Raw genomic sequence first — 25,601 nt, forward strand, 5'->3', positions numbered from 1 at the left:
ACGAAATCGCAACGAAAGCAGGAAAAAAGCTTTCGGCTCTGATTCAACGTCAACTCCAGCAATGGATTGCAGCTTTGCCCAACTACATCAAGGCTTATCTGCCTATTTCATGCTGCGAAAGTTGAGTTATCAAATCGTGGGGACGTGACCGCATCCGATGCTGTTCAATTCCTATGTATTCATCTTCGCCTTCTTCCCGATTACGGTGGCGGGCTACTTCATCCTGTGCCGATTCCGGCTTACGTATGCCGCCAAAGTGTGGCTGGCGCTTTCATCGCTCGTCTTTTACGGTTGGTGGGACGTCCGTTACGTGCCGCTGATTCTCGCCTCGATCGCGTTCAACTATACCGTCGGCAGGCTGCTGATCGCGTCAATCGAACCGTCGTCCAGACTGCACAACCACCGGAAGAAACTGCTGACCGCAGGGATCGTCGGCGATATTTTGCTGCTTGGCTACTATAAATATGCGGACTTCTTCCTGGAAAATTTGAACGCCATCGCCGGAAGCAGCTTTCCGCTGCTGCACATCGTCCTTCCGCTCGGCATCAGTTTCTTCACGTTCACCCAGATCGCGTTCCTGGTCGATGCCTACAAGCAGAAGGCAAAAGAATACGACATCATCAATTACATTCTGTTCGTCACCTTCTATCCGCACCTGATCGCCGGTCCGATCCTGCACCACGGCGAAATGATGCCGCAGTTCGACCGCGTCCGGAACAAAGTGTGGAACTGGAGCAACGTCACCCGCGGCGGATTCATTTTCTGCATCGGCCTGTTCAAAAAGGTCGTCATCGCCGACACGTTCGCCGAATTCGCGAACGACGGCTTCGCCAGGGCGCACATGTTCATCGATTCCTGGGTGGCGGCGCTGTCGTACACGTTTCAGCTCTATTTTGACTTCAGCGGCTACACCGACATGGCGATCGGTATCGCGCTGTTCTTCAATATCCGGCTGCCGCAGAACTTCAATTCGCCGTACAAGGCGACGAGCATCCAGGATTTCTGGCGCCGCTGGCACATGACGCTGAGCCGGTTCCTGCGCGACTACATCTACATACCGCTCGGCGGCAACCGCAAGGGCAAGTTCCGGACCTATTTCAACAACATGGCCGTCTTCCTGATCGGCGGCTTCTGGCACGGCGCCGGCTGGACGTTCATCATGTGGGGCTTCCTCCACGGCCTGGCGCAGGTCATCCAGCGGATCTGGGGCGACTGGGGCCGCCCGCTGCCGCGCTGGCTCGCGTGGGGGATCACCTTCCTGTTCGTCAACGTGACCTGGGTGTTCTTCCGCGCCGAATCGTTCGATCAGGCGCTCCGGCTGCTCAAGGGAATGGCCGGCTTGAACGGCATCTCGTTCATTCATTTCGAAGTGTACTTTTATCCGATTCTGCTCATCGCCGTTTTCCTGCCGATCGTGCTGTTCACCCGCAACTCGTCGGAGCGGGAGCGCGATTTCCGTCCCGGCTGGAAAACCGGATTGGCGGCGGCTGCCATGTTCATTGTCTCGCTTTTCTTCCTTAACCGGATTTCCGAATTTCTCTACTTCAATTTCTAGAAAGGCGGCGTAATACGTGATGACACCGAACGATTCGATGCGTCCGCTGCCGCCGAGACACCGGGCGGCGAGACGACTCCGGAAGCGGTCCGCCATGCACAAGCGAACGATCGGCTGGTTCTTCCTGGGCTGCATGCTGTTTGCCTCGATGTTCATCCTGCTCGCTTGCGTCGTTGATCCGCTGCAGCTCTATCACAAGCCGTGGTTCTACAAACCGGTCTACACGACGGAGGAACGTTACCAGAACGCCGGGCTGGCGAAAAACTACGAGTACGAGACGATCATCATCGGCTCGTCGATGACCGAGAACTTCTTCCCGAGCAAGGTGGAAGAAGCGATCGGCGGCAAGACGATGAAGCTGTCGTTCCGCGGTTCATATGTCGACGAACAATACATGGCGGCCAAGCTCGCCCTCGGGACGGGGCAAGTGAAAACGGTGCTGTGGGGTCTCGACTATTTCGCGCTCAAAACGAATATCAACGAGGGGCAGAACGCGTTTCCGTACTATCTCTACGACCGCAATTTCCTGAACGACTACAAGTATTGGTTCAACTACACGCACTATGAACGCCTCATCAGGGGGCTTGTCCGCCAATACCGGACCGGCCATGTGCAGGGGCTTGAAGGGCTGTACAACTGGAACTTCTCGGTCAAGTTCGGGGAAGACGTGACGATCAGGCATTACCGGAAGGCGCTGACGGAAGAAGCGATTGCCGCCAAGGTCAACGAGGAAGATCCGCTGGAAGTGGTGCAGGGGAACTTCAACAAGTACGTGCTCTCGCTTATCGAAGCGCATCCGGACGTGAAGTTTCTGATCTATTACCCGCCGTACAGCATTCTTCGCCATGTCGTCTGGCGGGAGACGAATCCCGAGCGGTACGAGTATCAGCTCTTCATGAAGGAATGGATGTACGAGCAGTTCAGCCGCTTCCCGAACGTCGAAGTGTACGATTTCCAGACGGAAGCAGACTGGTCGTTCCATCTCGACTATTACAAGGACATGTCGCACCACCATCAGGATATCAACACCTGGATCGCGCAGGCGATCGGACGGCGGGATCCGAAGTATCTCGTCACGGCGGACAACGTTCGCGATTTCGTCGAGGAGCTGGACCGGCAGGTGGACGAAGCCACGGTGTCGGACGACGACCGGCTGTTCCGCGTCCGGGTCTTCCTGGACGACGGCGGCGGGCTCACCCCGATCTCGCTGGGCACCTTGATGATCGGGAACGGCGGAAACCTGCGCGTGCCGGCGAAAGGGCTGGCGGAGCTGCTCGGCGCAGAGCTCGAGTGGGAGCGGGAGACGAAGCACCTCCGGCTGACCGCCGGAGACCGGACTTTCGAGCTGACGGTCGGCGAGACGACGGCGCTGGCGGACGGCGAGACGATCGAACTGACCGATCCCGCGCAGCTCATCGGCGGCACAACCTTCGTGCCGCTCGCCGAAACCGCGGCGGCCTTCGGCTGGGAAGCGTCCCGGACGGACCTCGGCGACCGCGAGTTCGAAGTCTTGTTGAAAGCGCCGGGGCAAAGGTGAACACGAGAAAGTCCGGACGACTCCGCAACGCGTGCGGGTCTTCCGGACTTTCTCTGCCTACATGCGTCCCGCGCTCCCCTCGCCCGCCGCATCCGGCGCGAAAACCGCGTGACGCTGGCGGTATTCCAGCGCCGTAATGCCCTCGTGTTCCTTGAACACGCGGTTGAAATGCTTCACATTGTCGAAGCCGACGCGCTCGGCGATCTCGTACACCTTCGCGTCCGTATGGACGAGCAGTTCCTTCGCCTTCTCGATGCGCACCCTGCGCAGGTACGACACGAAGCTTTCCCCCGTATATTCCTTGAACAGCTGGCCGAAATACGCATAGTTGAGCGATACGTGGTTCGCCGCCATCGCCATGTTCAGGTCTTTCCAATAGTTCTCCCGGATATAGGCGACGGCGGCGCGCATTTCCTTGTGCTCGGCGTGCGCCGACCGGAGCGAGCGGATATAGTCCGACAGCAGGAGCAGCAGTTCCTCGACGTCGCGCCGGTAGTCCGCAAGCGACGCGTAATGGTCGAGGCTGCCGACGCGCCGATGCAGCTTCAGCACCTCCACCGATTCCTCGCCGAACGTGCGGAACACCTGGTCGAACACCTGCTCGTTCAGCGCCCGGCTGAGCGCCTCGATGTAGGCGACGCCGCCGTCCGGCGATTCCGGCAGCTCGAACAGGCGGCCGGCGAGCGCGGCCATCTCCTGGTCGCGGCCGGTGCCGAGCATGTTCGCGAGCTTGCGCACCTCGTCCATCGGCACGTCCGCCGCGAAGGCTCCGCAAGCGGGACTGGCCGTCAGCACCGCCGAACGGACGGGCGGCATGACGAGGCTCCGCTTGAGCGCCCGCTTCGCCTGCCGGTACCGCTCCGGCAGCCGCGCCGCGGAATCCTCACGCTCGCTGAGGCCGACATAGACCGGCGGCTCGCAGATGCGCGCGAGCTCCCCGGCCAGCATCTCCGCCAGGCCGGGATCGGGGGATGCGAAGACGAGCAGCCCGTCCCGGTCGACGGTCCAGATCGCTCGCATCCCCTCCGCCGCCCGCTGCTTCAGCCAATCCTCGGCTTTCGCCCGCCCGAGCGGGTCGCCGGCGGTCTTGAGCACGCCGACGGCGTAGTCCGGCCGAAGCAGCTCCGTCAGACCGGCCGCCTCCGCCCGCTGCATGACGACCGCTTCGTCCGCCGAATCGCCGACGAGCAGGTAGGCGAACACGCTGGCCGCCATATCCGTCCGGTACCGCTCGGCCTGCTGCCGCAGCTCTTCCGTCTGTTCGGCCCGGCGCAGCGCTTCCTCGACACGGTCCAGCGCCCGGTACAGCTCCTCGCGCACGATCGGCTTCAGCAGATACTCCTTCACGCCGTACTGGATCGCTTCGCGCGCGTAGGCGAAATCGTCATACCCGCTCAGGATGATGACGGCCGGTCGATGCCCCGCTTCCGCTGCCTCGCGGATCAGGGCGAAACCGTCCATCTCCGGCATCCGGATGTCCGTAATCAGAACGTCCGTTTTCCGCGCCCGGATGATGTCGAGCGCCTCCCTGCCGCTTTCCGCCGTCAGCGTCTCGTACCGGTCGGCGCATTCGCGGTCGATCATCGCTTTCAGGCCCAGCCGGATATTCCGTTCATCGTCGACGATGAGCAATGTCCGCATATCATTCCGCCCCTCCATTCTCAGTCCGCAGCGGCAGCCGCATGGTGACGCGCGTGTACCGGCCGGCTTCGCTTTCCACGGCCAGCCCGCATTCCGGCCCGTAATAGAGCCGGATGCGCTGCTGGACATTGAGCAGGCCGATGCCGCTGCCTGCCCCTTCCCTCGCCGGTCTGTCCGCCGGCATGGGCGCGCCGCTTCGCTCCAGCTTGCTGTTCAGCGCCGCGGTCTGCTCCGGCGTCATGCCCCGGCCGTCGTCCTCCACGATCAGCGCGAGCTTGCCCTGTTCCGCCCGGCACGCGATCCGGATCTCGAGGCCGCGCCCGCCGCCGTCCGCAAGCCCGTGCTTCACCGCGTTCTCCACGATCGGCTGCAGCGTCAGCTTCAGCATTTCAGAGCCCAGGAAGCGCTCCGGAATGTCGGTGATCAGCCGGATTTTCCGCTCGAACCGGATGTTCATGATCGCGATGTAGTTGGACACATGCGCCAGCTCGTCGCTGAGCTGCACGTATTCGCTCGTCCAGCGCAGATTGTAGCGCATAAGCCCCCCCAGCGAAGTCAGCGCGTCGGAGATTTCATACTGGCCTTCAATTTCCGCCAGCATCTTGATGTTTTCCAGCGTATTGTACAGAAAATGCGAATCGATCTGGTTCTTCAGCGTCCGCAGTTCCGCTTCCTTCGACGCCGCCTGCTTCTGGACGGCATCGGCAATCAGCTCGTTGATCTTCTTCAGCATCTTGCGAAAATGATGCGCCAGTTCGCCGACCTCGCCTCCGCCCCGCACCGGAATGTCGAACGCGAAATCGCCCTGCCGCACCTTTTTCATCGAATCGCGCAGAATGATCAGCCGCTTCAGAATGAGCTTCACCGAGAAATACGTGACCGTCGACAGGACGACGAGCAGGAAAACGATCGCCGTAATCAGCTTGTTCCGCGCTTCATTCATGTCGCGCAGCGCCTGCTCGAGCGAGACGACGTTGATCAGGTGCATGTCGAGCTGATCGAAATAAGCGGTCACCGCCAGCATCGGCCTGCCGTCCGCCTGAAACGGCACGCTCCGGATGCGGTCGGTGCCGGCCGCCGCCGCCAGCTCCTTCAGCTGCTCCTCCGTCACGCCCGCCTCGGCCAGCCACGGATTGTCACGGTTATAATAGAGATTCCCGTCCCGGTCGACCGCCGCCATCTGCGCCTGCCGCCCTTCGTAGCGGGTATAGATCGACGGAAAAAAATTGTACAGCCGCATATCGACTTCGAGCACGCCCGCGTGGACGCCGGAAATGTATTCAATCTCCCGGAGCAGCATCATCTTCGGAAGCTGCACCTTGTCGTCCGACGCGCCGCGCCGCACGAGCTCGTCGTCGTTCGGCGACACCTGCCACCAGATCTGGCCGTCCAGATCGTTCACGGTCTCGAACCAGGGCTCCCCGGAGATTCGCGATTCGTGCCAGAATACCGGATACAGTTCCCGCACGTTCTCGTTGTCCGAGAAAATGCGGATATGCCGGATCTTCGGGTTCGTGTTCTGCAGATGCGTCACGATCGAGACGAGGCTGTCCCGGATGTCCATCAGTTCCAGCGTCTCCGGCTCGCGGATGAGGCGGAGATAGTCCTCCACGTCCTTGTACGTGTACGTCAGTTCCGCCGCCCGCAGCATCGTCTCCATGTTGCTCTCGACGTTCGCGCGCTCCAGTTCCATGGCGGATTCGTTCTCCCGCCGCACCTTGTCGATGTAATCCGCGGACATGTCGCGGAACAGCAGCCAGGAGATGAGCAGGCTCGGAATGAGCAGGATGACGATGTACGTCATGATGAGCCGCTGCTGGATCGGCCATTGCTCCATTTTGTATGCGATTTCACGAAACCATCTGCCAAGCCGCCGTCTCATCGTGAGCCCACCTCGTCCCCGTCTTGCCTGCCCGCCGGACAAGCCGCAACCGTTGTATGCACCATTATAGACCGTTCCGGGCGCCAGGTCTTGAGCCCGCCTCCGGGCTTCCGGCAAAAAGCGGCAAGCCGCCGATAGCCGCCCCGTTAAGGGCGGCATCGGCGGGCTTCAAGCGGCAGGATTCGTCACTCGAGGAACTCGGCCAGCTTCTTGACATTCTCTTCGTATTTCATCTGACGGTAGGCCTGGAGCTTCTCCCAGCCGGCCTTTTCGCGCTCGGCGAGATAATCGTTCCAGATCTTGTCGAACTCGGCTTCGCTCTTCGCGAGCAGCAGCTTCGGCAGCGCCTTGCCGAACTCCTGGTCGATCTTCGTCTTCGCGATGCCTTCCTCGGAGTTGGCCGGCGGATCGAGCAGATCGAATTGGGAGAAGCTGTACGTTTTGCCCTTCGTCCAGTCTTCCATCTGCTTGAACGGCTCGACCGAAGGCGGCGCCCATTGCAGATTCATGTTCGTGTCCATCAGCATCCAGAACGTGAAGGAAGAACCGTACTGCTTGTCGAAGGCCGAGCGGTCGGTCTGGAGCAGCTCGAGCGCCTCGGGCAGGAACTGATCCTTGCCGTCGATCGTATCATAGGAGACGCCCTTCTCGCCGAGGTACAGGTCCTTCTGTCCTTCCTCGCTGATGAGGTAGGTGAGGAACTGGATGGCGCGCTCCTTGTCCTTCACGTCCTTCGAGATGAGTGTCAGCGTCCAGCCGGAGATTGACGGTCCGGACAGCGTCGGCGGATCGAGATTCGCGTTCGCCGGTCCGTCGACGGCGATGTACACCGAGTTCGGATCGTTCGCGTACAGCACGTTCTGCTGCGCCGCGAAGTCGCTGCGCTGATACAGCATCGCGAAGTAGCGGCCCTGGGCAATCTTCTCCTCCATCTGCGGACGTTTGTCGATGAAGATGTCCTTCGCGAGCAGGCCTTCCTCGTTCGCCTGGCGGAACACTTTCAGCCAGCGCACGTATTCCGGATCGGTCTGCCGGTCATACAGCTTGCCGTCCTTCTCGCGCGGAATCGCGAGGAAGTTCTGCAGGTAGTCCTGCAGCGAGTAGTTGCCGGTTTCGCCGAACTCGTGCAGTCCGATCGGGATCAGCGGCTGCCCGTTCACTTCCGGGAACATTTCCTTCGCCCTTCTCAGCGCGTCGAGGAACCCTTCCGGCGTCCGCATGTCCGGCTTGCCGAGCGCTTCGTACATGTCCTTGCGCACGACGAACGTCTGGTTCGACGTATAATGTTCGCCGTAGAGCTGGTAGTCCTTCGGCGACGACGACGCGTTTGGATAGCCGTACACGTTGCCGTCCGGCTGCGTGTACCACGACAGTTTCGCCGGGTCGGCGACCTTGAAGAAGTACGGGTCGTACTCTTCGGCCAGCTTGTTCAGCGGCAGGACGAGACCGCCTTCGATCATCCGCTTCACGCCGTCTTCATACCAGCCGAGCGTGATGAAGTCGGGCAGCTTGCCGGACGCGATCATCGCGTTCAGCTTCTCGTTCTCGTTGCCGGCCGGGACGATGAAGTTGATGTCCACGCCCGTCTTCCGCGTGACGTATTGGGACGTCGGATCTTCGCCCCATTTGCTCGGGAACCAGGCGAAGTTGATGTACCAGTCGAATGTGATCGGGTCGGTATTCGACTTCCAGCCCGGCTCGTCTCCAGACGGCTTCGCGTCGTTTCCGCCGCCGGCATCGCCGCCCGTATTCTGACTCTGCGAATTGCCGGTGTTCGACGTACCGCTTGAACCGCCGGCATCGTTGCTCTTGCCTCCGCCGGAACACGCGGCGGCCAGCGTCAGGATGAGCGCCAGGACGAGCGTCATGGCCATGAATCTCGTGCTCTGTTTCCGCATGAAGCGCATTACCCCTCTTTCTTGTGTCGTTGTTTATGGCATGAAGCCTGTTTCCAGGTCCGGAAACCCGTGTCACCCCTTGATCGAACCGATCATGAGGCCCTTCACGAAATATTTCTGCAGGAACGGATAGACGAACACGATCGGCAGCGTCGTCACGACCATCGTCGCAAGCTTGATCGACTGGCTCGTGACGGTCCGGTTGATGCCCGGCCCGACGCTGGCGACGATCTGGTTCGAGCTGCTCTGCGCGACGACCCGGTACAGGAACGTCTGGATCGGCTGCAGATCCGGATTGTTGATATAGATCATCCCGGTGAAGTAGTCGTTCCATTGCCAGACGCCGTGGAACAGCGCGATCGTCGCCACGACCGGCATCGACACCGGAATGATGATCCGGACGAAGATCGCCAGGTCGTTCGCGCCATCGATCCGTGCCGCTTCCTCCAGCCCGTCCGGGATTTCCCGGAAGAAGGCGAGGAAGATGATCAGATCGAAGAAGCTGAACAGCGACGGAATAATGTACACGGCGAACTTGTCAAGCAGGCCGAGATCGCGGATGAGCAGGAACGTCGGAATGAGCCCGCCGCCGAAAAACAGCGTCACCGTGCCCATCATCATGTAAAATTTCCGCCCGATCAGCTCCCGGCGCGAGAAGGCGTAGGCGACCATCGCCGTGAAGAACACGTGGCAGACGACGCCGATCACCGTCTTCGCGGCCGTGACCCCCATCGCGGTCATGATGCCCGCATTGGAGAAAACAGCTTCATAGTTGTCGAGGCTGAACTTGCGCGGCAGCCAGTAGATGCCGCCCCGCATGGCATCCTGTCCGTCATTCAGCGAATTGACGAGCACGTACCAGATCGGGTAGAGCGTCACGAAGCAGAGGACGAGCATGCCGATGACGTTCGCCGCGTCGAAGATCTTGTCGCCCGTTGACAGTTGTTTCCGGGTAAGCATGGGGACACACCTTCTTTCCTCACGGATGTCAGAACAGTCCGGTGCCGTTGATCCGCTTCGTCACGCTGTTGGCGGTAAGCAGCAGGATCAGGGCGACGATCGATTTCAGCAGGCCGAACGCCGTCGCGTACGAATACCGGCCCGACTGCAGCCCGACATGGTACACATACACGTCGATCACGTTGCTGGCGCTCTCGTTCAGCGAGTTGCGCAGGACGAGAATCTGGTCGAAGTTCGAGTTCAGCACGCCGCTGACGGCGAGAATGAACAGGATGGTGATCGTGCCGCTGATGCCGGGAATGGTGACGTAGCGCATTTTCTGGAACCGGTTCGCGCCGTCGATGGTTGCCGCTTCGTACAGTTCCGGCGATACGCCCGTGATCGCGGCCAGGTAGATGATCGCCGACCAGCCGAGCTCCTTCCAGATGTCCGAGGTGATGACGATCGTCCAGAACCAGGACGGCTCGGCGAGGAAGTAGATCGGCTCGTCCAGAATGCCGAGCGCCATCAGCAGCTTGTTGATGAGTCCCACATCCGCCAGCCATGTCGCCAGGATGCCGCCGAGGATGACCCAGGACAGGAAGTGCGGCAGATAGGAGATCGTCTGCACCGCTTTCTTGAGCCTGAGCGAACGAAGCTCGTTCAGCAGGAGCGCGAACAGGATCGGCAGCGGGAAGCCGACCGCCAGCCGGATCAGGCTGATGCCGAGCGTGTTGCGGAGCACGCGCGGCAGCTCGTCATCCTCGAGCACGTCCCGGAAATGTTCCAGGCCGACCCACGGCGATTCGGCGATCGAACGGATGATGTCGTAATCCTTGAACGCGATGATGATGCCGTACATCGGGATGTAGTTGAAGATGAACATCCACGCCGCTCCGGCCAGCGCCATGAGCTGCAAATACCGCTGGGCGGCCAGCTTGCGCAGCAGCTTGACGAATTGCTGCCGGCGCGTCAAGGATGCTCGCTGAAGGTTAGCCTCAAGCTCCATGTCCAATCGCGAATCCCTCCCGAGTGCGGCCGCGCCCGCCGGGAGTCGGCATTTCGCCGGGCGGGGCCGTACAACCATTTTAAAGCGGCGGTCCGCGGGAGATAAGGTTGCTTTTTTTCAAACGGGTTGCAAGATTATAGGTCGGATTATGACGGTATCTTCCGTTCGTCCGATCCACTATAATCACAACAAGGACATCTTTTCCATGCGGAATACGGGAGGAGCATGCGCCAATGGAGACGATTCACATCGCGGGAGTGGAGAAGCCGGTTTCGCGGCTGATCAAGGGAACCGACTATTTCCGGCACAGCGATTACGAGACGGCGGCCGCCAATCTCGACGCATTCCTGGCGATCGGCGGCAACACGGTCGATACCGCGCGCATCTACTGCGGCGGCGAGAGCGAGGAAGTGCTCGGGCGGTACATGGAGGAGCGGAAGGCGCGTGACCGCTTCGTCATCCTGACGAAAGGCGCGCATCACGATGAGCGCGGCCCCCGGGTCAACCGGGAAGCGATCCGGGAAGATCTGCTCACCAGCCTGGAGAAGCTCAGGACCGATCATGTGGAATTGTACGCCTTGCACCGGGACGATCCGAACGTGCCGGTCGGGGAAATCATCGAAGCGCTCAACGAGCATATCGAAGCGGGCCGGATCGGGGCGATCGGCGGCTCCAACTGGACGTGGCAGCGGCTTCGGGAAGCCAACGCCTGGGCGGAGGCGCACGGACTCGTCGGGTTCGCGTTCAGCAGCCCCAACCTCAGCCTGGCCAAGGCGAACGAGCCGTTCTGGCCCGGCTGCGTTTCGGCCGATCGGGAGACGCTCCGGTGGCATGAGGAAGCGCAGATGCCGCTCCTGTCCTGGTCGTCGCTCGCGCGCGGCTTCTTCTCGGGCCGATTCTCGCCCGATGTGAAGGATGATCCGGACATCGTCCGGGTGTTCTACAGCGACGCGAACTGGGAGCGGCTGCGCCGGGCGGAGCAGCTCGCGCGCGAGAAAGGCGCGTCGGTCGTGCAGATCGCGCTGGCCTGGGTACTGAACCAGCCGTTCCCGACCTGCGCCCTGATCGGTGCCCGCAACGCGGAGGAGCTGCGCTCCTGCCGCGAGGGCATGGACATCAAGCTGACGCGGGAAGAGCTGGACTGGCTCGATCTGGCCGCGGAGGAGCGGTGACTGGCCGGCCGGATGCAGCATAAGGTTGGACGGGAGCGGCGGCTTGCTGCAAGCGGGCGGCGGGGACGTGCATACATGCTTGCAGGCCGCGTCCGGCGAGCAATAAGCGAAGATTTTTCTTCTATTTCGGGGAATCCGGGAATTTTCGCCGGAATAGCGGAAATCTCTTCGCTTATCCGCGCTCGCCGCTCACGTCGCCCCCGCAGCCGGGACGGCCGCGGCCTTGACGGCGGCAGCCTTGCCGCGCATGGCGCGGAAGAACTCCGGATCATCCTCGGCCAACGCAACCCAGGCGTCCACACACCTTGGATCGAACTGCCTGCCGCTCTCCTTCATGATGATCCTGATCGCATCTTCATGGCTCATCGCGGCCCGATAGGCGCGCGAGGAAGTCAGCGCGTCATAGACGTCCGCCACCGCGGCGATCCGCGCCAGCATCGGAATCGCTTCGCCCTTCAGCCGGTCCGGGTAGCCCGTTCCGTCCCATCGTTCGTGATGCGAGCGGATGATCTCCAGCTCCTCGGTCATGAAGCCGAGCTGTTTGCACAGATTGTATCCGTAGACGGGATGCAGCTCGATGACGGCCCGTTCCTCCGGCGTCAATTTACCGGGCTTGTTCAGAATTTCGTCGGGAATGAACAGCTTGCCGACATCGTGCACGATGCCGCCCTGCGCCAGCGCCCGCAGCATCCGCGGCTGCACGCCCATATGTTCGGCGAGCCGCAGCGCGTACATCGCCACCCGGTAGTTGTGCACCGCCGTGTAGGCGTCCTTGTCCTCGGTCTGCGTAATGAGCGACCGGACGCCCGGCGAGATGGACGATTCGATCAGCCCACGGGGATCGGGGCGGAACAGCGTCTTGAACAATCCCGCGACGGACGGCTGCCCGATATATTGCACCATGACGCCCCCGACCATGATGAGCATCGACCCGAACAGAGTGAAATGATACAACCACCAGCTCGCTTCCCACACGGTTCCGTACACCATGATGATGATCGAGACGATCAGCAGGCCGGAGCTGCAGACGATGCCGAGATGAATCGGAAAGCGGGTCATGACATACAGCTTGCGGTAACGGTACATGGCGAACAGGCAGAAGGCCGCCGTAAGCGCGCAGGGCACCCAGGGAGGCGTGACGGGATGGGGAAACTGCCGTTCCATGCGCCCGGCATTGGCGACGGCCAGCAGGATGCCGAGCGCGAGGACGGCGCTCCATGCCGGCAAGAGCGCGCGCTGGAGACGCGACAGCCAGCGCACGAAGGCCAGGTCGGTCGGCATTGCCGACAGGAACACCCAGGCCGAAGCGATGACGACGCTGAGGCTTCCCGCCAGGGCGGGCAATGCGCGGCCTTCGGACACGATGAACCCCGGCGTCGACAGGCCGTGCAGCATGAACAGTCCCGCCAGGGAAATAAACCCGACGGACAGGAAGGTGACGTTCACGTTGCGCAGCTTGATTCCGGCCACCCCGACGGCTATCGACACCAGCATCGCCAGCAGCGACACGATGGATACGATGTAGAAGTGGCCGACCGGGTGCTCCAGCTTCGCATGCCGGTGCGAAAATTCGTTAATCACGAAGAAGGCGCCGAGCGAAATGCCGATCAGCAGCCCCGGCGCAAGCCAGGACCACAATTTCGCGCGCATGGAACCCCTCCCCAGTCGATCAACAAGGAAATATTTCCAATATCCTGTCAATTACTTTCAGTATAATGACTTCCGGCGCGCCGATAAATATAAAAGATCACATCGCACAAGAAAACGCCGCCCGTCCTCCGTCAACGGAGGCGAGCGGCGACGATTGCCGATCATTCGAAATAAAAATCCAAAGCGCCGATGCGTTCGCCTTTTTCATCCTTGATCAAGATCGTGTACGTTGCTTGTGGCGTGAGCGCTTCTTCCAGCAGGAAGTTGAGTTTTTGCAGATCCCGGGCATAGAACGCTCTCTGCCTCACCCGATCGTGGTGGACTGCGCCTGCTGCCGGGAATGGCGGTGCAGCTCGGCATAATACCCGTTCTTGGCGAGCAGCGACTCGTGATTGCCTTCCTCAACGATGTGTCCGGCGCGCATGACGATGATGCGGTCGGCGTGCCGGATGGTCGACAGCCGGTGCGCGATGACCAGCGTCGTCCGTCCCTGCGCGACGCGGTCCAGCGCCTGCTGCACGAGCCGTTCCGTATGCGAGTCCAGGTTGGCGGTCGCTTCGTCGAGTATGAGGATTTTCGGCTGAAAAACAATGACGCGCGCAAACGAAATCAGCTGCCGCTCGCCGGCCGACAGACCGCTTCCCCGCTCCGACAGCCGCGTGTCATAGCCGTCCGCAAGCCGCATGATCATCTCGTCCGCTCCGACGAACCGGCACGCCTCAATCACCCGCTCCCGGCTGATCTCTTCCCGGAACAGGCGGACGTTGTCGATGATCGTCCCCGAATAGAGGAACGGTTCCTGCTGCACGAGCCCGACGATCCGGTGCAGGGTATCGAGCGGCAGCCGCCGGATGTCGACGCCGTCGATCTCCACGCTCCCCTGATTCACGTCGTAGAAACGGGCGAGCAGACTGACGAGCGAGCTTTTGCCTGCTCCGGTCACGCCGACGATGCCGATGAACTCGCCGGGCCGGATATGCAGGTCCAGGCCGTGCAACACCTCCTGGCCGTCGACGTACGAGAACCGGATCCGGTTGAAATCGATTCGGCCGCGCACGTCCTCCCTGTCGAGCTTGGCCGCCGTCTCCGGTGCGGGATCGCGCACCTCGGGCTCGACGGAGAAAATCCGCCACAGCCGCTCCATCGACACCATCGTCGACTGCAGCGTGTTCCATTGCTGGGTCAGCGCGTTGATCGGCTGGAAGAACTGCCGGATGTACGTGATGAACGCGTAGAGCACCCCGAATTCGAACTTCTGGTGCAGCACGGCGTAGCCGCCGAGCCAGACGGCCGCCGCCACCGCGGCGTTGCCTAGCAGGTCGAAGGAGCGGTTGAACAGGATCGTCGCGCGCACTTCGCGCAGATTTTCCCGAAGATAGGTCCGGTTCGATTCGGTGAACCGCCGGTTCTGCTCCTCCTCCTGATGGAACGCCTGGATCAGGCTCATGCCGGACAGGTTCTCCGCGGTGAACGCGATCAGCCGCGACAGCTGCGCCCGCGAGCGGTGATACGCGCTGCGCAGCATGCGGCGGAACAGCAGCGCGATGGCCCCGATGACCGGGATCAGGATCAGCGCCCAGACCGCCAGCGCGGCGTCCAGCCAGAACATGAAGCCGATGATCATGAGGATCATCAGGCCGTCCCGGACGAGGCTGAGCAGCACCTGGGTGAAAAACTGGTTGATCGTCTCCGTGTCGCTCGATTCGTTCGTCACCAGGCTGCCGATCGGGTGCCGGTCGAAGAACGACATCGACTGGTTCGTGATGTGGCGGAACAGGTCTTTGCGCAGCTGCGCGACGATGCCCTGGCCCGCCCGCTGGAGCAGATTGCTCTGCAGATAGGAGAAAACGAATCCGACAACCGCGAGCAGTCCGTACGCCGCCCCGAGCCCTGCAAGCACGGGAATGCCGGACGAGCCGAGCGGGATCGTGTCGTCGATCGCCGTCTTGACGATGACCGGCTGCAGCAGATCGGCCGCGATCGCCAGGAACGTGCACAGGAAGCCGAGCAGGAACTTCCGGCGGTGCGGCCGCGCGTAGTCGAGCAGCGCCCGGATCGCCCGCCGGCGGTGCAGCGTCGGCTGCGGCGGCTCGCCGGACTGACGCGCGCCGTCTGGCCGCGCCCTCGCAGCCGGTCCGTCGGATCGCCGATCGCCGCCCGGTCGCGCCGCCGGCCCGCCGGGCCGCGTGCTTTCGGCCTGCACCGGATTTCGGCGTTTCTCGTCAGCCATGGACGACCGCCTCCTCTCCCTGCAGCCGGGCCATCGCCGCGTAATGGCCGCCCATACGCATCAGCTCGCGGTGCGTCCCCCGCTCGACGATCCGTCCGCCGTCCATGACGACGATCAGGTCCGCATGCATGACCGCGCTGATCCGGTGGGCGATCATCAGCGTCGTCTTGCCGCGGCGGGTCTTCCGCAAGTTGTGCAGGATGCGCGATTCGGTCACGGTGTCGACCGCGCTGACGCTGTCGTCCAGAATGAGGATCGGCGCCTCCTTGATCAGCCCGCGGGCGAGGCTGGTCCGCTGCCGCTGGCCGCCGGACAGCGTGAGGCCCCGCTCCCCGAGCTTCGTGTCGAAGCCGTCCGGGAACCCTGCAATATTGTCGTAAATGTCCGCCAGCCGCGCCGCGTCCTCGATCCGCTCCCGCGATTCGGCGCGGTTGTGGAACGCGATGTTGTCCGCGATCGTCGTGCTGAACAGGAAGCCGTCCTGCGGCACGTATCCGATGACGGTGCGCAGACTCTCGAGCGTCGCCTCGCGGATGTCCTGCCCGGCGAGAAAAATGCTCCCGCGCGGCGGGTCGTAGACGCGCAGCAGCAGCTTGACGAGCGTCGTCTTGCCGCTGCCGGTCCGGCCGACGATGCCGACCGTCATCCCCGGCCTTACGTCCAGCGTAATGTCCGACAGCGCCGGCCGACCGGCGCCCGGATAGGTGAAGGTCAGGCCGCGGATCTCGATGGCCGCGGCGTTCTTCGGCAGCGGCCGGGCGCCTTCCGCGTCGGCGATGTTCGGCCGGATCGCGAGCAGCCGGTTCAGCCGCTCGAGCGAGGCGCGGGCGCGCTGCACCATGTTGATCACGTTGCCGATCTGCTGCAGCGGGTTCGCGATCATGCGCAGATACAGCGTCAGCTCGACGAAATGGCCGAGCGACAGCCTGCCCTGCAGCACGAGCACGCCGCCCCAGACAAACGCCACCACGAGCGCCATGGCGCCGGCCAGCGGCAGCGACGCCTGGAACTTGCCGCTGAGCCTCACGAGCTTGTACTGGTTCTCGCGGATCCGGTCGACTGTCTCCCCGAACCGCGACCGCGCGACGTCTTCCGCGGCGAACGTCTTCGTCACCTTGATGCCGCCGAACTGCTCCTCCGCCGATTCGGTCATCGCCGCCAGCGATTCCTGCACCTTGAGCGACTGATTGCGGATGCGCGGGCCGAACCAGACGACGAGGAACGGAATGGCGCCGAGCGGCAGGATGCTGACGGCCAGCACATGCAGCGGAATGCCGCTCAGCAGCATGATGGTTACGGAGGAACACAGCAGCACGACGGCGTTCGTCAACTGGTTGAGGCCGTTGGCGATCGACTCCCGCACCGTCGTCACGTCGTTCATCACGTAGCTGAGCAGTTTTCCGATGCCGTTCTTCGAGAACCAGGCTTCGCTTAAGCCCGTGAAATGCCGGAACAGCTTCTGGCGCGTCGCAAACTCGAAATAGCGGCCGAGCCGATGGTTGATGTACTGGCCGACGCCGAACAGGACGCAGTAGCCGGCGCCGATCGCGAGCAGCTCCAGGCTGCTGCGGCGCACCGCTTCGGCGGTCAGGCCGGCCGCTTCCACCTGATCGGCGAAGTCGCCGAGCACGGCCGGATACAGCGCATGGACCATGTTCGCCAGCGTGATGGAGAGCGCCGCCAGCAAATAGTAGAACCAATACTTTCGGATCTGCGCGATGATTAGCCCAGGTTTACCCAACCGGATGCTCACCTGCTTTCTGCCGGCTGCCGCTCCGGCTTTTCGACAAGGAAGAAAATCAGCGTCTGCGTGAACGCCGCTCCGAACAGGACGACCGGCAGCTGCGCGGACTCGAGGTCGCCCGCGAACGCGAGCAGCGCCACGATGGACAGGACGCGGCCGGCGTTCAGGAACGTCTCCCGCATGACGACGGCTTCGTTGCGAAGCTGGCCTTTCAGCGGCAGCAGCGCGATTTGGCGATAGTAATAGTTCGACAAGGTATTGTGCATCAGCGGATTGCTGAGCGAGAACAGGATCATGAATACGGCGACGGTCCAGAACGTGAAATCGATGAACAAGAAAGCGGCGCCCAGGGTGACGCCGACCGACGAAAGCAGGACGTACAACTTTCCGAGATTCTCGCGGGCGAAGCGCGAGATGATGAAGCTGGACAGGATGACGAGCCCGGAGAAAAAGATCGTCAAATAGCCGACCCAATCCTCCCGCCCGACCGTGTTGTACAGCATGATGTTCGGCAAAAACAGCGTGATGCCCTGGAACAGCCCCCACAGGAAGAACGCGAGTAGCGCCTTCAGCCAGTCAGGCTGCCGGCGCAGCGCCAGCGGCACGAGATTCATGTAGAACGCCTTGTGGCGCAGGCCGGACGGCCGGATGCGCAGGCTGATCAGCGCCGCGGCGACGAACAGGACGAGCGACAGCGAGAACGTGACCAGGTAGCCCGTAAGCCCTTCCATAATCCCGATGATCGTGCCGGCGACCGCCGGACCAGCCAGCCCCGCCAGATTGAAGAAAGTCGTGTTGAGCCCGAGGAACCGGATCCGGTTCGCGCCGGTGGACACGTCGTACATCAGGACGAGATAGGCCGTCCAGTACATGCCGGAAGCGAAGCCGTTGAACAATCCGAACCATACGTAGTACTTGACCACGGCCGTGCCGGCGAGGATGACCAGCAGGTAGAACACCGCCGTCAGCACGATGCCGATCCGGTACGTGACGAGCCGGTCGGTCCGCTTCGCGAGCCAGGCTCCGGCCAGAAAGCCGACGGGGGTCAGCAGGAACACGATGATGTTGTAGATGCCGTTGACGGCAAGATCCTCGGTCAGACGCCACAGATACAGGTTCAGGAACAGGCCCGCCATCGAAGCGCCGAACTGGAACAAGCTGTGAATGCCGATCGTCAGGACCGCTTCGGCTGACAGGCGCCGGCTCGGATCGATGGTGCTTCCCGCCCGCGCAAGCGCCTTCATCCGGGACCATAAGCCCATGCTGCTTTCCCCTTCCGGTGCCATTGTCCGGTAATGCCGCTTGCCCCCTATTGTAGACCCCCCCGCCGTGAAAGCAAACGGAACAAGGCCGGCTCTGGCGCGTTCTCGCGTCATACCGGCCCGTTATCCCGCATTATCCGCCGCTTTTCAGCCAATTGAGCACGTCATCCAGCGTCTCGACCGGCACGATGGTCAGGTCCGGCGCGCCCCGGCGCGCCTCTTCCTCCTGTCCCGCCGGCACGAAGAAGACGTCCGCGCCCGTCCGGCTGACCGCGTACGCCTTCTGCCGGACGCCGCCGACCGGACCGATGACGCCGCCCGGGCCGATCGTGCCGGTGCCCGCGACGTGCAGTCCCCCGGTGACGCCGCCCGGCGTCCATTGGTCAAGCAGCGCGAGCGCCAGCATCGCCCCGTGCGACGGGCCGCCCTCGTGCATGAAATACCGCCGGTAGGCGATGCCGTCCGGCACATCCGGGTCGAGCGCGTTCTCGACGATGATGCCGAACACCGCCCGCTCCGGCTCGTCTTCCGCCGGCCGCGTCGCCGCCGTGACGACCGTCTCGGTCCCGCCCCGCAGCACGGTGAGCCCGGCCGGCTCGCCCGGCGCAATCTGCCGCATCGCCTCGGTCAGCTCGGCGATGGACTGGACGGCGCGGCCGTTCACCGCCGTGATGATGTCGCCCGCATGCAGCGCGCCCGCGGCCGGGCTGTCCTTCAGCACGGCGGTGATGCGCGCGCCCCGCATGCGGATGCCTTCGCCGCGGCCCGCCCGCTCCCCGGCGATGGCGGCGCCCGCGGCTTCCGCATCGAGCTTCAGGCTGCGGACGAGCTCGTCGTATTCGGCGAGCGGCATGCCGAGACCCTCGATCGGCTCGAATTCGTAGTGGGGGAAAAGCTTCGCGTACAGCCGGTCGGCGAGGAAGGCCGGCCGGCCGATGACGAGCACGCCGTCGATCCGTCCCTTCGGCTCGCCGTCCGCGGCGCGGGCGTACCGGCTGACGTCGAACGTCAGGCCGGGGGTGGTCACGATCTCGCCCGTCGGCCAGAACAGCAAGGCCAGCAGGGCAAGCATGACCCCGAAGGCGCGCAGCGTGCGCGCCGGCACGCGGCGGCCCCGCCGACGCCGCTCGGCGCACGCCAGGTCGGTAAGCGCCGCGAGCCACGAAAGCCCGAGCGCGCCGAGCGCCGTGAACATGCGCGCCGGTTCCAGGCTGATCAAGAAGACGGCCGCGCAGGCGGCCGAGCCGAGGACGGCGGCTGCCGCGGGCGGAATCAGCGCCCGCGCATGAACGCCGTCCGCGAGCCCTTCCGCAAGGCGGAAGGCCGCTGCCGCCGCCCAGAGCGCCGGCGGCAGCGCGAGCGCGTACACGAGCGCGTCGAGCGCTTCGATCCAGCGCATGCCGCCGGGCAGCGGCAAGGGGTCGGGCAGCCACACGAGCTGCCCGAGGACGCAGAGCACGAGCGCCGCCGCCATGCCCGCCGCATGCAGCCGCTCCGCCCGGCCGGGCCGCGCCTTCCCGCGGCTCCGCATCACGGCGCGTCCGTCCCGAGTTCGGCGAGCCGCGGCATCCCCGCCTGGGCGCCGAATGTCATGACGGAACGCGACGCCGCGCGCACGGCGAACGCGCAGCACGCATCCAGCGGCCGTCCGGCCGCAAGCGCACAGGCGAACGCGGCGCCCGCCGCGTCTCCGGCACCCGTCGTGTCGACGACGGGCTTCGGCATCCGGTCCGCCGACACGACGACATCCATGTTCAGGCTTCCGACAACGGCAACGGCCGGGGCAGCGTCCTGTTTCTCCATGCCAGATCGCTCCGTTTCCGCAGATTCTCGCCTCTATTGTATCACGGACTTCTCTTGGCCGCCCGCGTTGCGCTATGATGTTATGGTGAAGAGATAGGGGGATCCTGAAATGAATGAGCGCGTACGTGAGGCGCTGCGCAGTCCGTTCGCGGTGTTCACGGTACTGCTGACCATCAAGTTCTACATGGCATCAAGCGTCGTCTTCGACGGTTCCGTCTGGAACCCGCTGATCACCTCGCTGCCTTCGGTATGGGCGGCTTTCGCGCTGATCGAGCTGCTGACGGACAAACGCAAGACACTCGCCTATGCGATCGTCGATCTCATTTATACCTGCGTCTATTTCGCCGTCATCATGTATTACAAATATTTCGGCATCATCGTCACCTACCACGCCTTTTCGCAGATCGGACAAGTCAAGGAAGTGAAGGGAAGCGTTTTTCAACTGATGCATCCCTACTTCCTGCTCATCTTCGCCGATCTCGTCATCATGGCGCTGCTCGCCGCAAGGCACCGCGGATTCCGGCGCTGGGCGTCGCGGCCGCGGCCGAGCCGCGCGTACCGCATGGGAGCGGCCGTCCTGTTCCTCGTCATGTTCGTCATCTGCGCCCTGCAGGTCGTGCCGAACCGGGGCATCGTGAACGAGCTTGCGCGGGCCGAGCGGATGGGCATCATCAACTATGAGGTCGACATCATGCTGACGTCGAGGCGCGAAGCGCTGCATGAACCCTCCGTCGTCACGCCGGCCGCCGTGCGGGAAGTGAAGCGGCTTCCGCAGACGGGCGTACCGGCGTACTGGAGTGCAGCGGGCGGGCGGCATGTGATTTTCGTCCAGCTCGAAGCGTTCCAGACGATTCTGCTCGACCTGGAAGTGGACGGCGTCGAAGTCACGCCGGTCCTCAACCGGCTCAAGGAGGAAGGGGTCTATTTCCCCCGGTTCTTCCAGCAGGTCGGCGCGGGCAACACATCCGACGCCGAGTACACGGCGAACACATCCCTGCTGACACCGCCGGCCGGCGCCGCTTCCGAGACATACGGCGACAAGGCGCTGCCGAGCCTCCCGAAGCTGCTGCATGCGCGGGGATACGAGACAGTCACGTTCCACACGAATGATGTGAAATTCTGGCACCGCAACGCGTTGTACCCCGCCCTCGGCTTCGACCGGTACTACGACCAGCAGTTCTTCCGGGATGAAGACTTTGTCCACTTCGGCTCTTCCGACGAGGTGCTGTACCGGAAGAGCGTCGCCGAACTCAAGGCTCTGGCGGACGAAGGGCAGAAGGTGTATGCGAATCTCATCTCGATGTCCGCGCATCATCCGTTCAATCTGCCCGCCCACAAGGACACGTTCGATCTGCCCGAGCGGTTCCGCGGCACGTTCGTCGGTGACTATCTGCGCTCGCAGCACTATGCGGACAAGGCGCTCGGCCTGTTCATAGAGGAAATGAAAGCGGCGGGACTGTGGGAGAACAGTCTGATCGTCATTTACGGCGACCATATGGGCATGCCCGTCTACTCGCTGACGAAGGAAGACCGGTCGCTGCTGAAAGAGCTGCTCGGCAGAACGTACGGCTATTACGACATGCTGCGCGTGCCGCTTCTGATCGTCGCGCCGGGCGCGCTCGAACCGCAGACGATCGAGGCCGTCGGCGGCCACACCGACATCATGCCGACCGTCGCGAACCTGGCCGGCGTCCGGCTCGACGGCAGTGTCGTCTTCGGCCAGGATCTGCTCAATTACCGCAGCAACCTGCTGCCGATCCGCTATTATCTGCCCACGGGATCGTTCATCAATGACCATGCCATCTTCGTGCCCGGCGAAGGGTTCGGGGACGGCACGGTGTATCCGCTGGACGGCGGCAAACCGGTCGGCGCGGACAGCGTCGGAGCGGACGGCGCGCCGCTTGTGACCGAGGACGAGTACCGGCGCGCGCTCGACCTGTTCCGCATGTCGCACAGTTACATTTCGCAGCTGCCTGAAAGGCCGAAGGAAGGCGGGCGGCAATCGAGCTGACGTTGAGTCAAGAGGCTGCCCGACGGATCGGGCGGCCTTTTTTTTTTTTGCTTGGGTTGCGTTCCGCCGATCCCTTTTCCCGCCATCCCCATCCATCCCCTTCGCTCAGGCGCCCGCCTTCGCCATTCCGCCCCCGGGTGGGGCAAAACCCCGACCCCGGTCCAGACCCGAAAACCGCCGCGGGACCGTTACGGTCATCTTTCGCCGAACGCTACAATAAGATCAACAAGGGATCATTCAGGCGACCGAAGGATCGGCGCATCGGGCGCCGGCCCGTTCAGGAAAGGAGAAACGTTCATGCGGAAACTTTATCGATCCAGGACGGACCACAGGCTGACCGGTCTGTGCGGCGGCATCGCGGCGTGGCTGGGCATCGATTCGACCATCGTCCGCCTCATTGCCGTCATTGCGGCGGTATGCAGTTTCGGCACCATGATGCTGATCTATATCCTGTGCAGCCTGGTCATCCCGTCCGAGCCGCGCATGCACCACTTTGATCCGTACCTCGACCACCGGTATCGCTGACGGCCGCTGGTCCGCCCATTTTCCACATCCATAACCGATTTGCGAAAGGAGCACAAACGATGAGCAACCTCTGGAAACGACTCGCCGACGTCGCAAAAGCTACGGCCCATGAAGCGCTGGACAGACTGGAAGACCCCGTCATGATGCTGAATCACTACATCCGCGAGATGGAAGAGGAGCTGGACGACGCGCAGGAAGCGCTGCTCAGCCAGCGGGCGGTCGAACGGACCGCGCTGCTCCGTCACCAGGAATACCTCCGGATCGCCGCTGAACTGGAGACGCGCGCATCCGAAGCGTTGGCCGCCGGCCGGGAAGCCGAAGCGAGAGCGGCCCTTGCGGATAAGCTGGCCTTCGAGCAGAAGGCGGTGCAATATCTGACCTGGCATGAGGAAGCCGGCGAGCGCGCCGCCGAACTGGAAGCGAAGATCGAGCAGGCGAAGGCGGAACTGGCCCGGCTGCGCGAGAAGCGCCTCGAACTGACCGCACGGGCGGAGAAGGCGGCTGCAGCGGGCGCCAAGACCGGCCATTGGGGTTTCGGCATCAAGGCGATCGACGGCATCTCCGAAATCGGGCGTGCCGCGGCGCGCGGGTTCGAGCGGATTGAGGAGAAGATTTTGCAGTGGGAGGCGGAAAATGAGTCGCGCAAAGCCCGCGGCGGATACTGGAACCCTCCCGCACCGCACACCGTCGACGCCGCGCAGGTCGACGAGCAGCTCGAAGCGCTTCGCCGCAAGCAGTCGACCGCCAATTGACAGCAATCCGGGATGGAAGGCTTCGCGCCATGGCGCGGGGCCTTCCGTGCCGTTCCGCAGCCTCCGCCGCACAGGGATTCGTGAAAGCCATGTCGTGCACATTCGCGCCATATTTGCCGGGAAGAGCGGGAACGGCTTGGTTTGGTGCATATCTGCACCAAATAATTCGGGTATTGGCGTGAGAGGCTTGATCTGGTGCATTTCTGCACCAAATTTTCCGGGAACCGGCATGAACGGCCTGATCTGGTGCACATTTGCACTACGTTCGCAAGAAGCGCTCTGCATCGCTTGATTTTGGTGCAAATATGCACCACCTTGAGCGCATCCTTCGGCAGACCGACCATCGAATCCATCCCCCGTCCATCTTGACATCCCGGCCCGTTCAACCTTATAGTGGAGATCAAATAACCAACTTTGGATATCCAACTTCAAGACAGGAGCATGCCGCTGTGAATGTAACGAATCTGATCGTGCTCGGCTTTCTCCGCATGCGGCCGATGCACGGCTATGAAATTCAGCAGTTGATTCAGCAGAGCCGCATGGACGACTGGGTGAATCTGCTCTCCGGTTCCATCTACTATGCGCTGGGCAAGCTGGAACAGGACGGCTTGATCCGCACCGAGGCGGAAGTGCGGAACGGCAACCGGCTGCGCAAGATTTACGCCATTACGGAAGACGGCGAGGCGCAATTCCGGGAGATGGTCCGCGAAGCGTTGACGCTCAGCCCCCACTCGATGAAATCCGATCTGGCGCTCGGGCTCGCCTGGATCGACGCCGTACCGCGGGAAGAGGCGATCCGGCTGCTCAAGCAGAACCTGGAACAAGTGGAGCGGACACGGGAGCAATGGCTCGTAGGCCGGGAGATCAAAGGCAGCTACGGTCTGTCGCCGATCGTCATGGCCGCCTTCGACAACGCCATCGGCGTGCTGGAACTGGACATCGCCTATTTGAAACGTCTGATCGCGCTGCTGCAGGAGGAAAAGACGGACTGATCTCCGGACCCGGGACTGCGGTCGGCAACTGCCGCGAACGCCCGGCTGCCGCATGCCCGCATGGCGCATACCGAATACCGCACATGCCCGATTACCGCGCATGCCCAGGCATCGCGTATGCCGCGCGGCTCCCGCTCGTCCAAATATCCAACATTGGTTATATAACATTGGCTAAACCGTCGTCGACGGCATCAGCCTCTCCGTGAACGCGGGCGAAGTGCTGGCCGTCATCGGCCCGAACGGCGCGGGGAAATCAACGACGCTTGATCTGATCCTCCGCCTTCGCACGCCCGATGAGGGAACCGTGGAATATGCGGAATCGCATCTCCGTCGCCGCATCGGCGTCCAGTTGCAGTATGGAGCAACTGTATCTCCGGCTGACGGCGGGTTGAACCACGAAACCTTTTCATGAAGGAGGAACTGCTCCATGTTCACCGTTTTTCGCACGCTGCTGATCGGCCAGTTCCGGGATGCGCATACGCTGTTCTGGACCATTCTGCTCCCGTTCGCGCTGCTGATCGGCCTCGGTCTCTGGTTCGATGAGCCCGGTTGCGCCGAACGGCTGCTCACCGTCAAACCGACGATTCCCGGGCTTGCGCTGATGCTGTTTGCCCTGCTTCTCGGCTCTGTCTGCTTCACGGCCGTCGGATTCATCACCGGCAATCTGGCGCGGAACGAAAGCGACACCAGCATGATCTCGAACCTGGTCTGCCTGCCGATGCTGTTCGCAAGCGAAGCGTTCTACTCGCTCGAACATGCCCCGCAATGGGTCAAAATCGCAAGCCTCCTCCATCCGTTCTCGCATTTCGTCGACCTGCTGTCCGCGGCGGTGCACGGAAGCCGGCAGGCCGACACCTGGACCTCTGCCGCGGCGCTCGCCGGATTCACGGCCGTCTGTCTGGCCGTCGCGGCCGCCACATTCCGATGGGATCAAGAAGGCGTCCGTTGCCGTTTTTTGGTGAAAGATTGAAAAACAGTCCGGGGTGATGGATAATGGAG

The 25,601-nt window shown here is 62.7% G+C and carries 20 protein-coding genes; 9 read left to right on the top strand and 11 right to left on the bottom strand.

All coding sequences use genetic code 11. The features are described 5' to 3' along the window. Positions 1–157 precede the first annotated feature (157 nt). Both C6W55_RS16140 and C6W55_RS16145 read left to right on the top strand, forming a co-directional pair. Positions 158–1,555: an MBOAT family O-acyltransferase gene (locus tag C6W55_RS16140; RefSeq protein WP_286893816.1), complete on the top strand. Its 1,398-nt coding sequence runs from the start codon at positions 158–160 to the stop codon at positions 1,553–1,555. 19 nt (positions 1,556–1,574) lie between these two features. Beyond that, positions 1,575–3,092, top strand: a complete 1,518-nt coding sequence (locus C6W55_RS16145) for a copper amine oxidase N-terminal domain-containing protein (protein ID WP_286893867.1) — start codon at positions 1,575–1,577, stop codon at positions 3,090–3,092. Between the two features lie 57 nt (positions 3,093–3,149). Here the strand turns inward: C6W55_RS16145 and C6W55_RS16150 are convergent, their stop codons facing one another. The 5 genes from C6W55_RS16150 to C6W55_RS16170 form a co-directional block, all read right to left on the bottom strand. Further along, positions 3,150–4,733 (bottom strand): response regulator, encoded by a 1,584-nt coding sequence (locus C6W55_RS16150; protein WP_286893818.1) that lies wholly within the window; start codon positions 4,731–4,733, stop codon positions 3,150–3,152. 1 nt (position 4,734) lies between these two features. Continuing rightward, positions 4,735–6,615, bottom strand: coding sequence for a sensor histidine kinase (locus tag C6W55_RS16155; RefSeq protein WP_286893819.1), 1,881 nt, complete (start codon positions 6,613–6,615; stop codon positions 4,735–4,737). Between the two features lie 185 nt (positions 6,616–6,800). Beyond that, positions 6,801–8,513: an extracellular solute-binding protein gene (locus tag C6W55_RS16160; RefSeq protein WP_286893820.1), complete on the bottom strand. Its 1,713-nt coding sequence runs from the start codon at positions 8,511–8,513 to the stop codon at positions 6,801–6,803. A 72-nt stretch (positions 8,514–8,585) separates the two neighbouring features. Then, positions 8,586–9,473, bottom strand: a complete 888-nt coding sequence (locus C6W55_RS16165; RefSeq protein ID WP_286893822.1) for a carbohydrate ABC transporter permease — start codon at positions 9,471–9,473, stop codon at positions 8,586–8,588. Between the two features lie 28 nt (positions 9,474–9,501). Continuing rightward, positions 9,502–10,461 (bottom strand): ABC transporter permease, encoded by a 960-nt coding sequence (locus C6W55_RS16170; protein WP_041854570.1) that lies wholly within the window; start codon positions 10,459–10,461, stop codon positions 9,502–9,504. A gap of 233 nt (positions 10,462–10,694) precedes the next feature. Between C6W55_RS16170 and C6W55_RS16175 the strand changes: the two genes are divergently transcribed. Beyond that, positions 10,695–11,633, top strand: a complete 939-nt coding sequence (locus C6W55_RS16175; RefSeq protein ID WP_286893824.1) for an aldo/keto reductase — start codon at positions 10,695–10,697, stop codon at positions 11,631–11,633. A gap of 189 nt (positions 11,634–11,822) precedes the next feature. Here C6W55_RS16175 and C6W55_RS16180 read toward each other — a convergent pair whose 3' ends face one another. The 6 genes from C6W55_RS16180 to C6W55_RS16205 all read right to left on the bottom strand — a co-directional run bounded on the left by C6W55_RS16180 (position 11,823) and on the right by C6W55_RS16205 (position 20,322). Beyond that, complete coding sequence (locus C6W55_RS16180; RefSeq protein WP_286893826.1) at positions 11,823–13,283, bottom strand: HD-GYP domain-containing protein; 1,461 nt, start codon at positions 13,281–13,283, stop codon at positions 11,823–11,825. A 304-nt stretch (positions 13,284–13,587) separates the two neighbouring features. After that, positions 13,588–15,513 carry an ABC transporter ATP-binding protein gene (locus C6W55_RS16185; protein WP_286893828.1) on the bottom strand — a complete coding sequence of 642 codons (1,926 nt, stop codon included), beginning with the start codon at positions 15,511–15,513 and terminating at the stop codon, positions 13,588–13,590. After that, positions 15,506–17,254: an ABC transporter ATP-binding protein gene (locus C6W55_RS16190; protein ID WP_286893829.1), complete on the bottom strand. Its 1,749-nt coding sequence runs from the start codon at positions 17,252–17,254 to the stop codon at positions 15,506–15,508. Before C6W55_RS16190 ends, C6W55_RS16185 begins: the two co-directional genes overlap by 8 nt. Positions 17,255–17,262: 8 nt before the next feature. Then, positions 17,263–18,519 (bottom strand): MFS transporter, encoded by a 1,257-nt coding sequence (locus tag C6W55_RS16195; RefSeq protein ID WP_015256060.1) that lies wholly within the window; start codon positions 18,517–18,519, stop codon positions 17,263–17,265. A gap of 133 nt (positions 18,520–18,652) precedes the next feature. Continuing rightward, entirely contained in the window at positions 18,653–20,050 is a 1,398-nt protein-coding gene (locus tag C6W55_RS16200) for a PDZ domain-containing protein (RefSeq protein ID WP_286893868.1), read from the bottom strand. Continuing rightward, positions 20,050–20,322, bottom strand: a complete 273-nt coding sequence (locus C6W55_RS16205; protein ID WP_041853953.1) for a PfkB family carbohydrate kinase — start codon at positions 20,320–20,322, stop codon at positions 20,050–20,052. Before C6W55_RS16205 ends, C6W55_RS16200 begins: the two co-directional genes overlap by 1 nt. Positions 20,323–20,431: 109 nt before the next feature. On the opposite strand from C6W55_RS16205, the gene C6W55_RS16210 reads away from it, so the two are divergent. From C6W55_RS16210 to C6W55_RS16235, 6 genes are all read left to right on the top strand, one after another. Then, positions 20,432–22,333, top strand: coding sequence for an LTA synthase family protein (locus C6W55_RS16210; RefSeq protein ID WP_286893831.1), 1,902 nt, complete (start codon positions 20,432–20,434; stop codon positions 22,331–22,333). Positions 22,334–22,630: 297 nt separating this feature from the next. Further along, the gene (locus C6W55_RS16215; RefSeq protein WP_286893832.1) at positions 22,631–22,858 is read left to right on the top strand and encodes a PspC domain-containing protein; all 228 of its coding nucleotides are present in this window, start codon (positions 22,631–22,633) and stop codon (positions 22,856–22,858) included. A gap of 59 nt (positions 22,859–22,917) precedes the next feature. After that, positions 22,918–23,610, top strand: coding sequence for a PspA/IM30 family protein (locus tag C6W55_RS16220; RefSeq protein WP_286893834.1), 693 nt, complete (start codon positions 22,918–22,920; stop codon positions 23,608–23,610). A 449-nt stretch (positions 23,611–24,059) separates the two neighbouring features. Further along, positions 24,060–24,602, top strand: a complete 543-nt coding sequence (locus tag C6W55_RS16225) for a PadR family transcriptional regulator (RefSeq protein ID WP_286893835.1) — start codon at positions 24,060–24,062, stop codon at positions 24,600–24,602. A 190-nt stretch (positions 24,603–24,792) separates the two neighbouring features. Beyond that, positions 24,793–25,014: an ATP-binding cassette domain-containing protein gene (locus C6W55_RS16230; RefSeq protein WP_286893869.1), complete on the top strand. Its 222-nt coding sequence runs from the start codon at positions 24,793–24,795 to the stop codon at positions 25,012–25,014. Positions 25,015–25,029: 15 nt separating this feature from the next. Further along, positions 25,030–25,572, top strand: coding sequence for an ABC transporter permease (locus C6W55_RS16235; RefSeq protein ID WP_286893837.1), 543 nt, complete (start codon positions 25,030–25,032; stop codon positions 25,570–25,572). Positions 25,573–25,601: the final 29 nt, after the last annotated feature.

Origin of the sequence: Thermobacillus sp. (assembly GCF_003390775.1) — a bacterium.
Classification (GTDB): domain Bacteria; phylum Bacillota; class Bacilli; order Paenibacillales; family Paenibacillaceae; genus Thermobacillus; species Thermobacillus xylanilyticus.

Coding starts and splice junctions, on each gene's coding strand:
- C6W55_RS16180 (WP_286893826.1), bottom strand. CDS start 13,283: ATGCGCGCGAAATTGTGGTCCTGGCTTGCGCCGGGGCTGCTGATCGGC.
- C6W55_RS16150 (WP_286893818.1), bottom strand. CDS start 4,733: ATGCGGACATTGCTCATCGTCGACGATGAACGGAATATCCGGCTGGGC.
- C6W55_RS16145 (WP_286893867.1), top strand. CDS start 1,575: ATGACACCGAACGATTCGATGCGTCCGCTGCCGCCGAGACACCGGGCG.
- C6W55_RS16170 (WP_041854570.1), bottom strand. CDS start 10,461: ATGGAGCTTGAGGCTAACCTTCAGCGAGCATCCTTGACGCGCCGGCAG.
- C6W55_RS16175 (WP_286893824.1), top strand. CDS start 10,695: ATGGAGACGATTCACATCGCGGGAGTGGAGAAGCCGGTTTCGCGGCTG.
- C6W55_RS16200 (WP_286893868.1), bottom strand. CDS start 20,050: ATGCGGAGCCGCGGGAAGGCGCGGCCCGGCCGGGCGGAGCGGCTGCAT.
- C6W55_RS16210 (WP_286893831.1), top strand. CDS start 20,432: ATGAATGAGCGCGTACGTGAGGCGCTGCGCAGTCCGTTCGCGGTGTTC.
- C6W55_RS16155 (WP_286893819.1), bottom strand. CDS start 6,615: ATGAGACGGCGGCTTGGCAGATGGTTTCGTGAAATCGCATACAAAATG.
- C6W55_RS16235 (WP_286893837.1), top strand. CDS start 25,030: ATGTTCACCGTTTTTCGCACGCTGCTGATCGGCCAGTTCCGGGATGCG.
- C6W55_RS16205 (WP_041853953.1), bottom strand. CDS start 20,322: ATGGAGAAACAGGACGCTGCCCCGGCCGTTGCCGTTGTCGGAAGCCTG.
- C6W55_RS16140 (WP_286893816.1), top strand. CDS start 158: ATGCTGTTCAATTCCTATGTATTCATCTTCGCCTTCTTCCCGATTACG.
- C6W55_RS16215 (WP_286893832.1), top strand. CDS start 22,631: ATGCGGAAACTTTATCGATCCAGGACGGACCACAGGCTGACCGGTCTG.
- C6W55_RS16165 (WP_286893822.1), bottom strand. CDS start 9,473: ATGCTTACCCGGAAACAACTGTCAACGGGCGACAAGATCTTCGACGCG.
- C6W55_RS16220 (WP_286893834.1), top strand. CDS start 22,918: ATGAGCAACCTCTGGAAACGACTCGCCGACGTCGCAAAAGCTACGGCC.
- C6W55_RS16160 (WP_286893820.1), bottom strand. CDS start 8,513: ATGCGGAAACAGAGCACGAGATTCATGGCCATGACGCTCGTCCTGGCG.
- C6W55_RS16185 (WP_286893828.1), bottom strand. CDS start 15,513: ATGGCTGACGAGAAACGCCGAAATCCGGTGCAGGCCGAAAGCACGCGG.
- C6W55_RS16195 (WP_015256060.1), bottom strand. CDS start 18,519: ATGGGCTTATGGTCCCGGATGAAGGCGCTTGCGCGGGCGGGAAGCACC.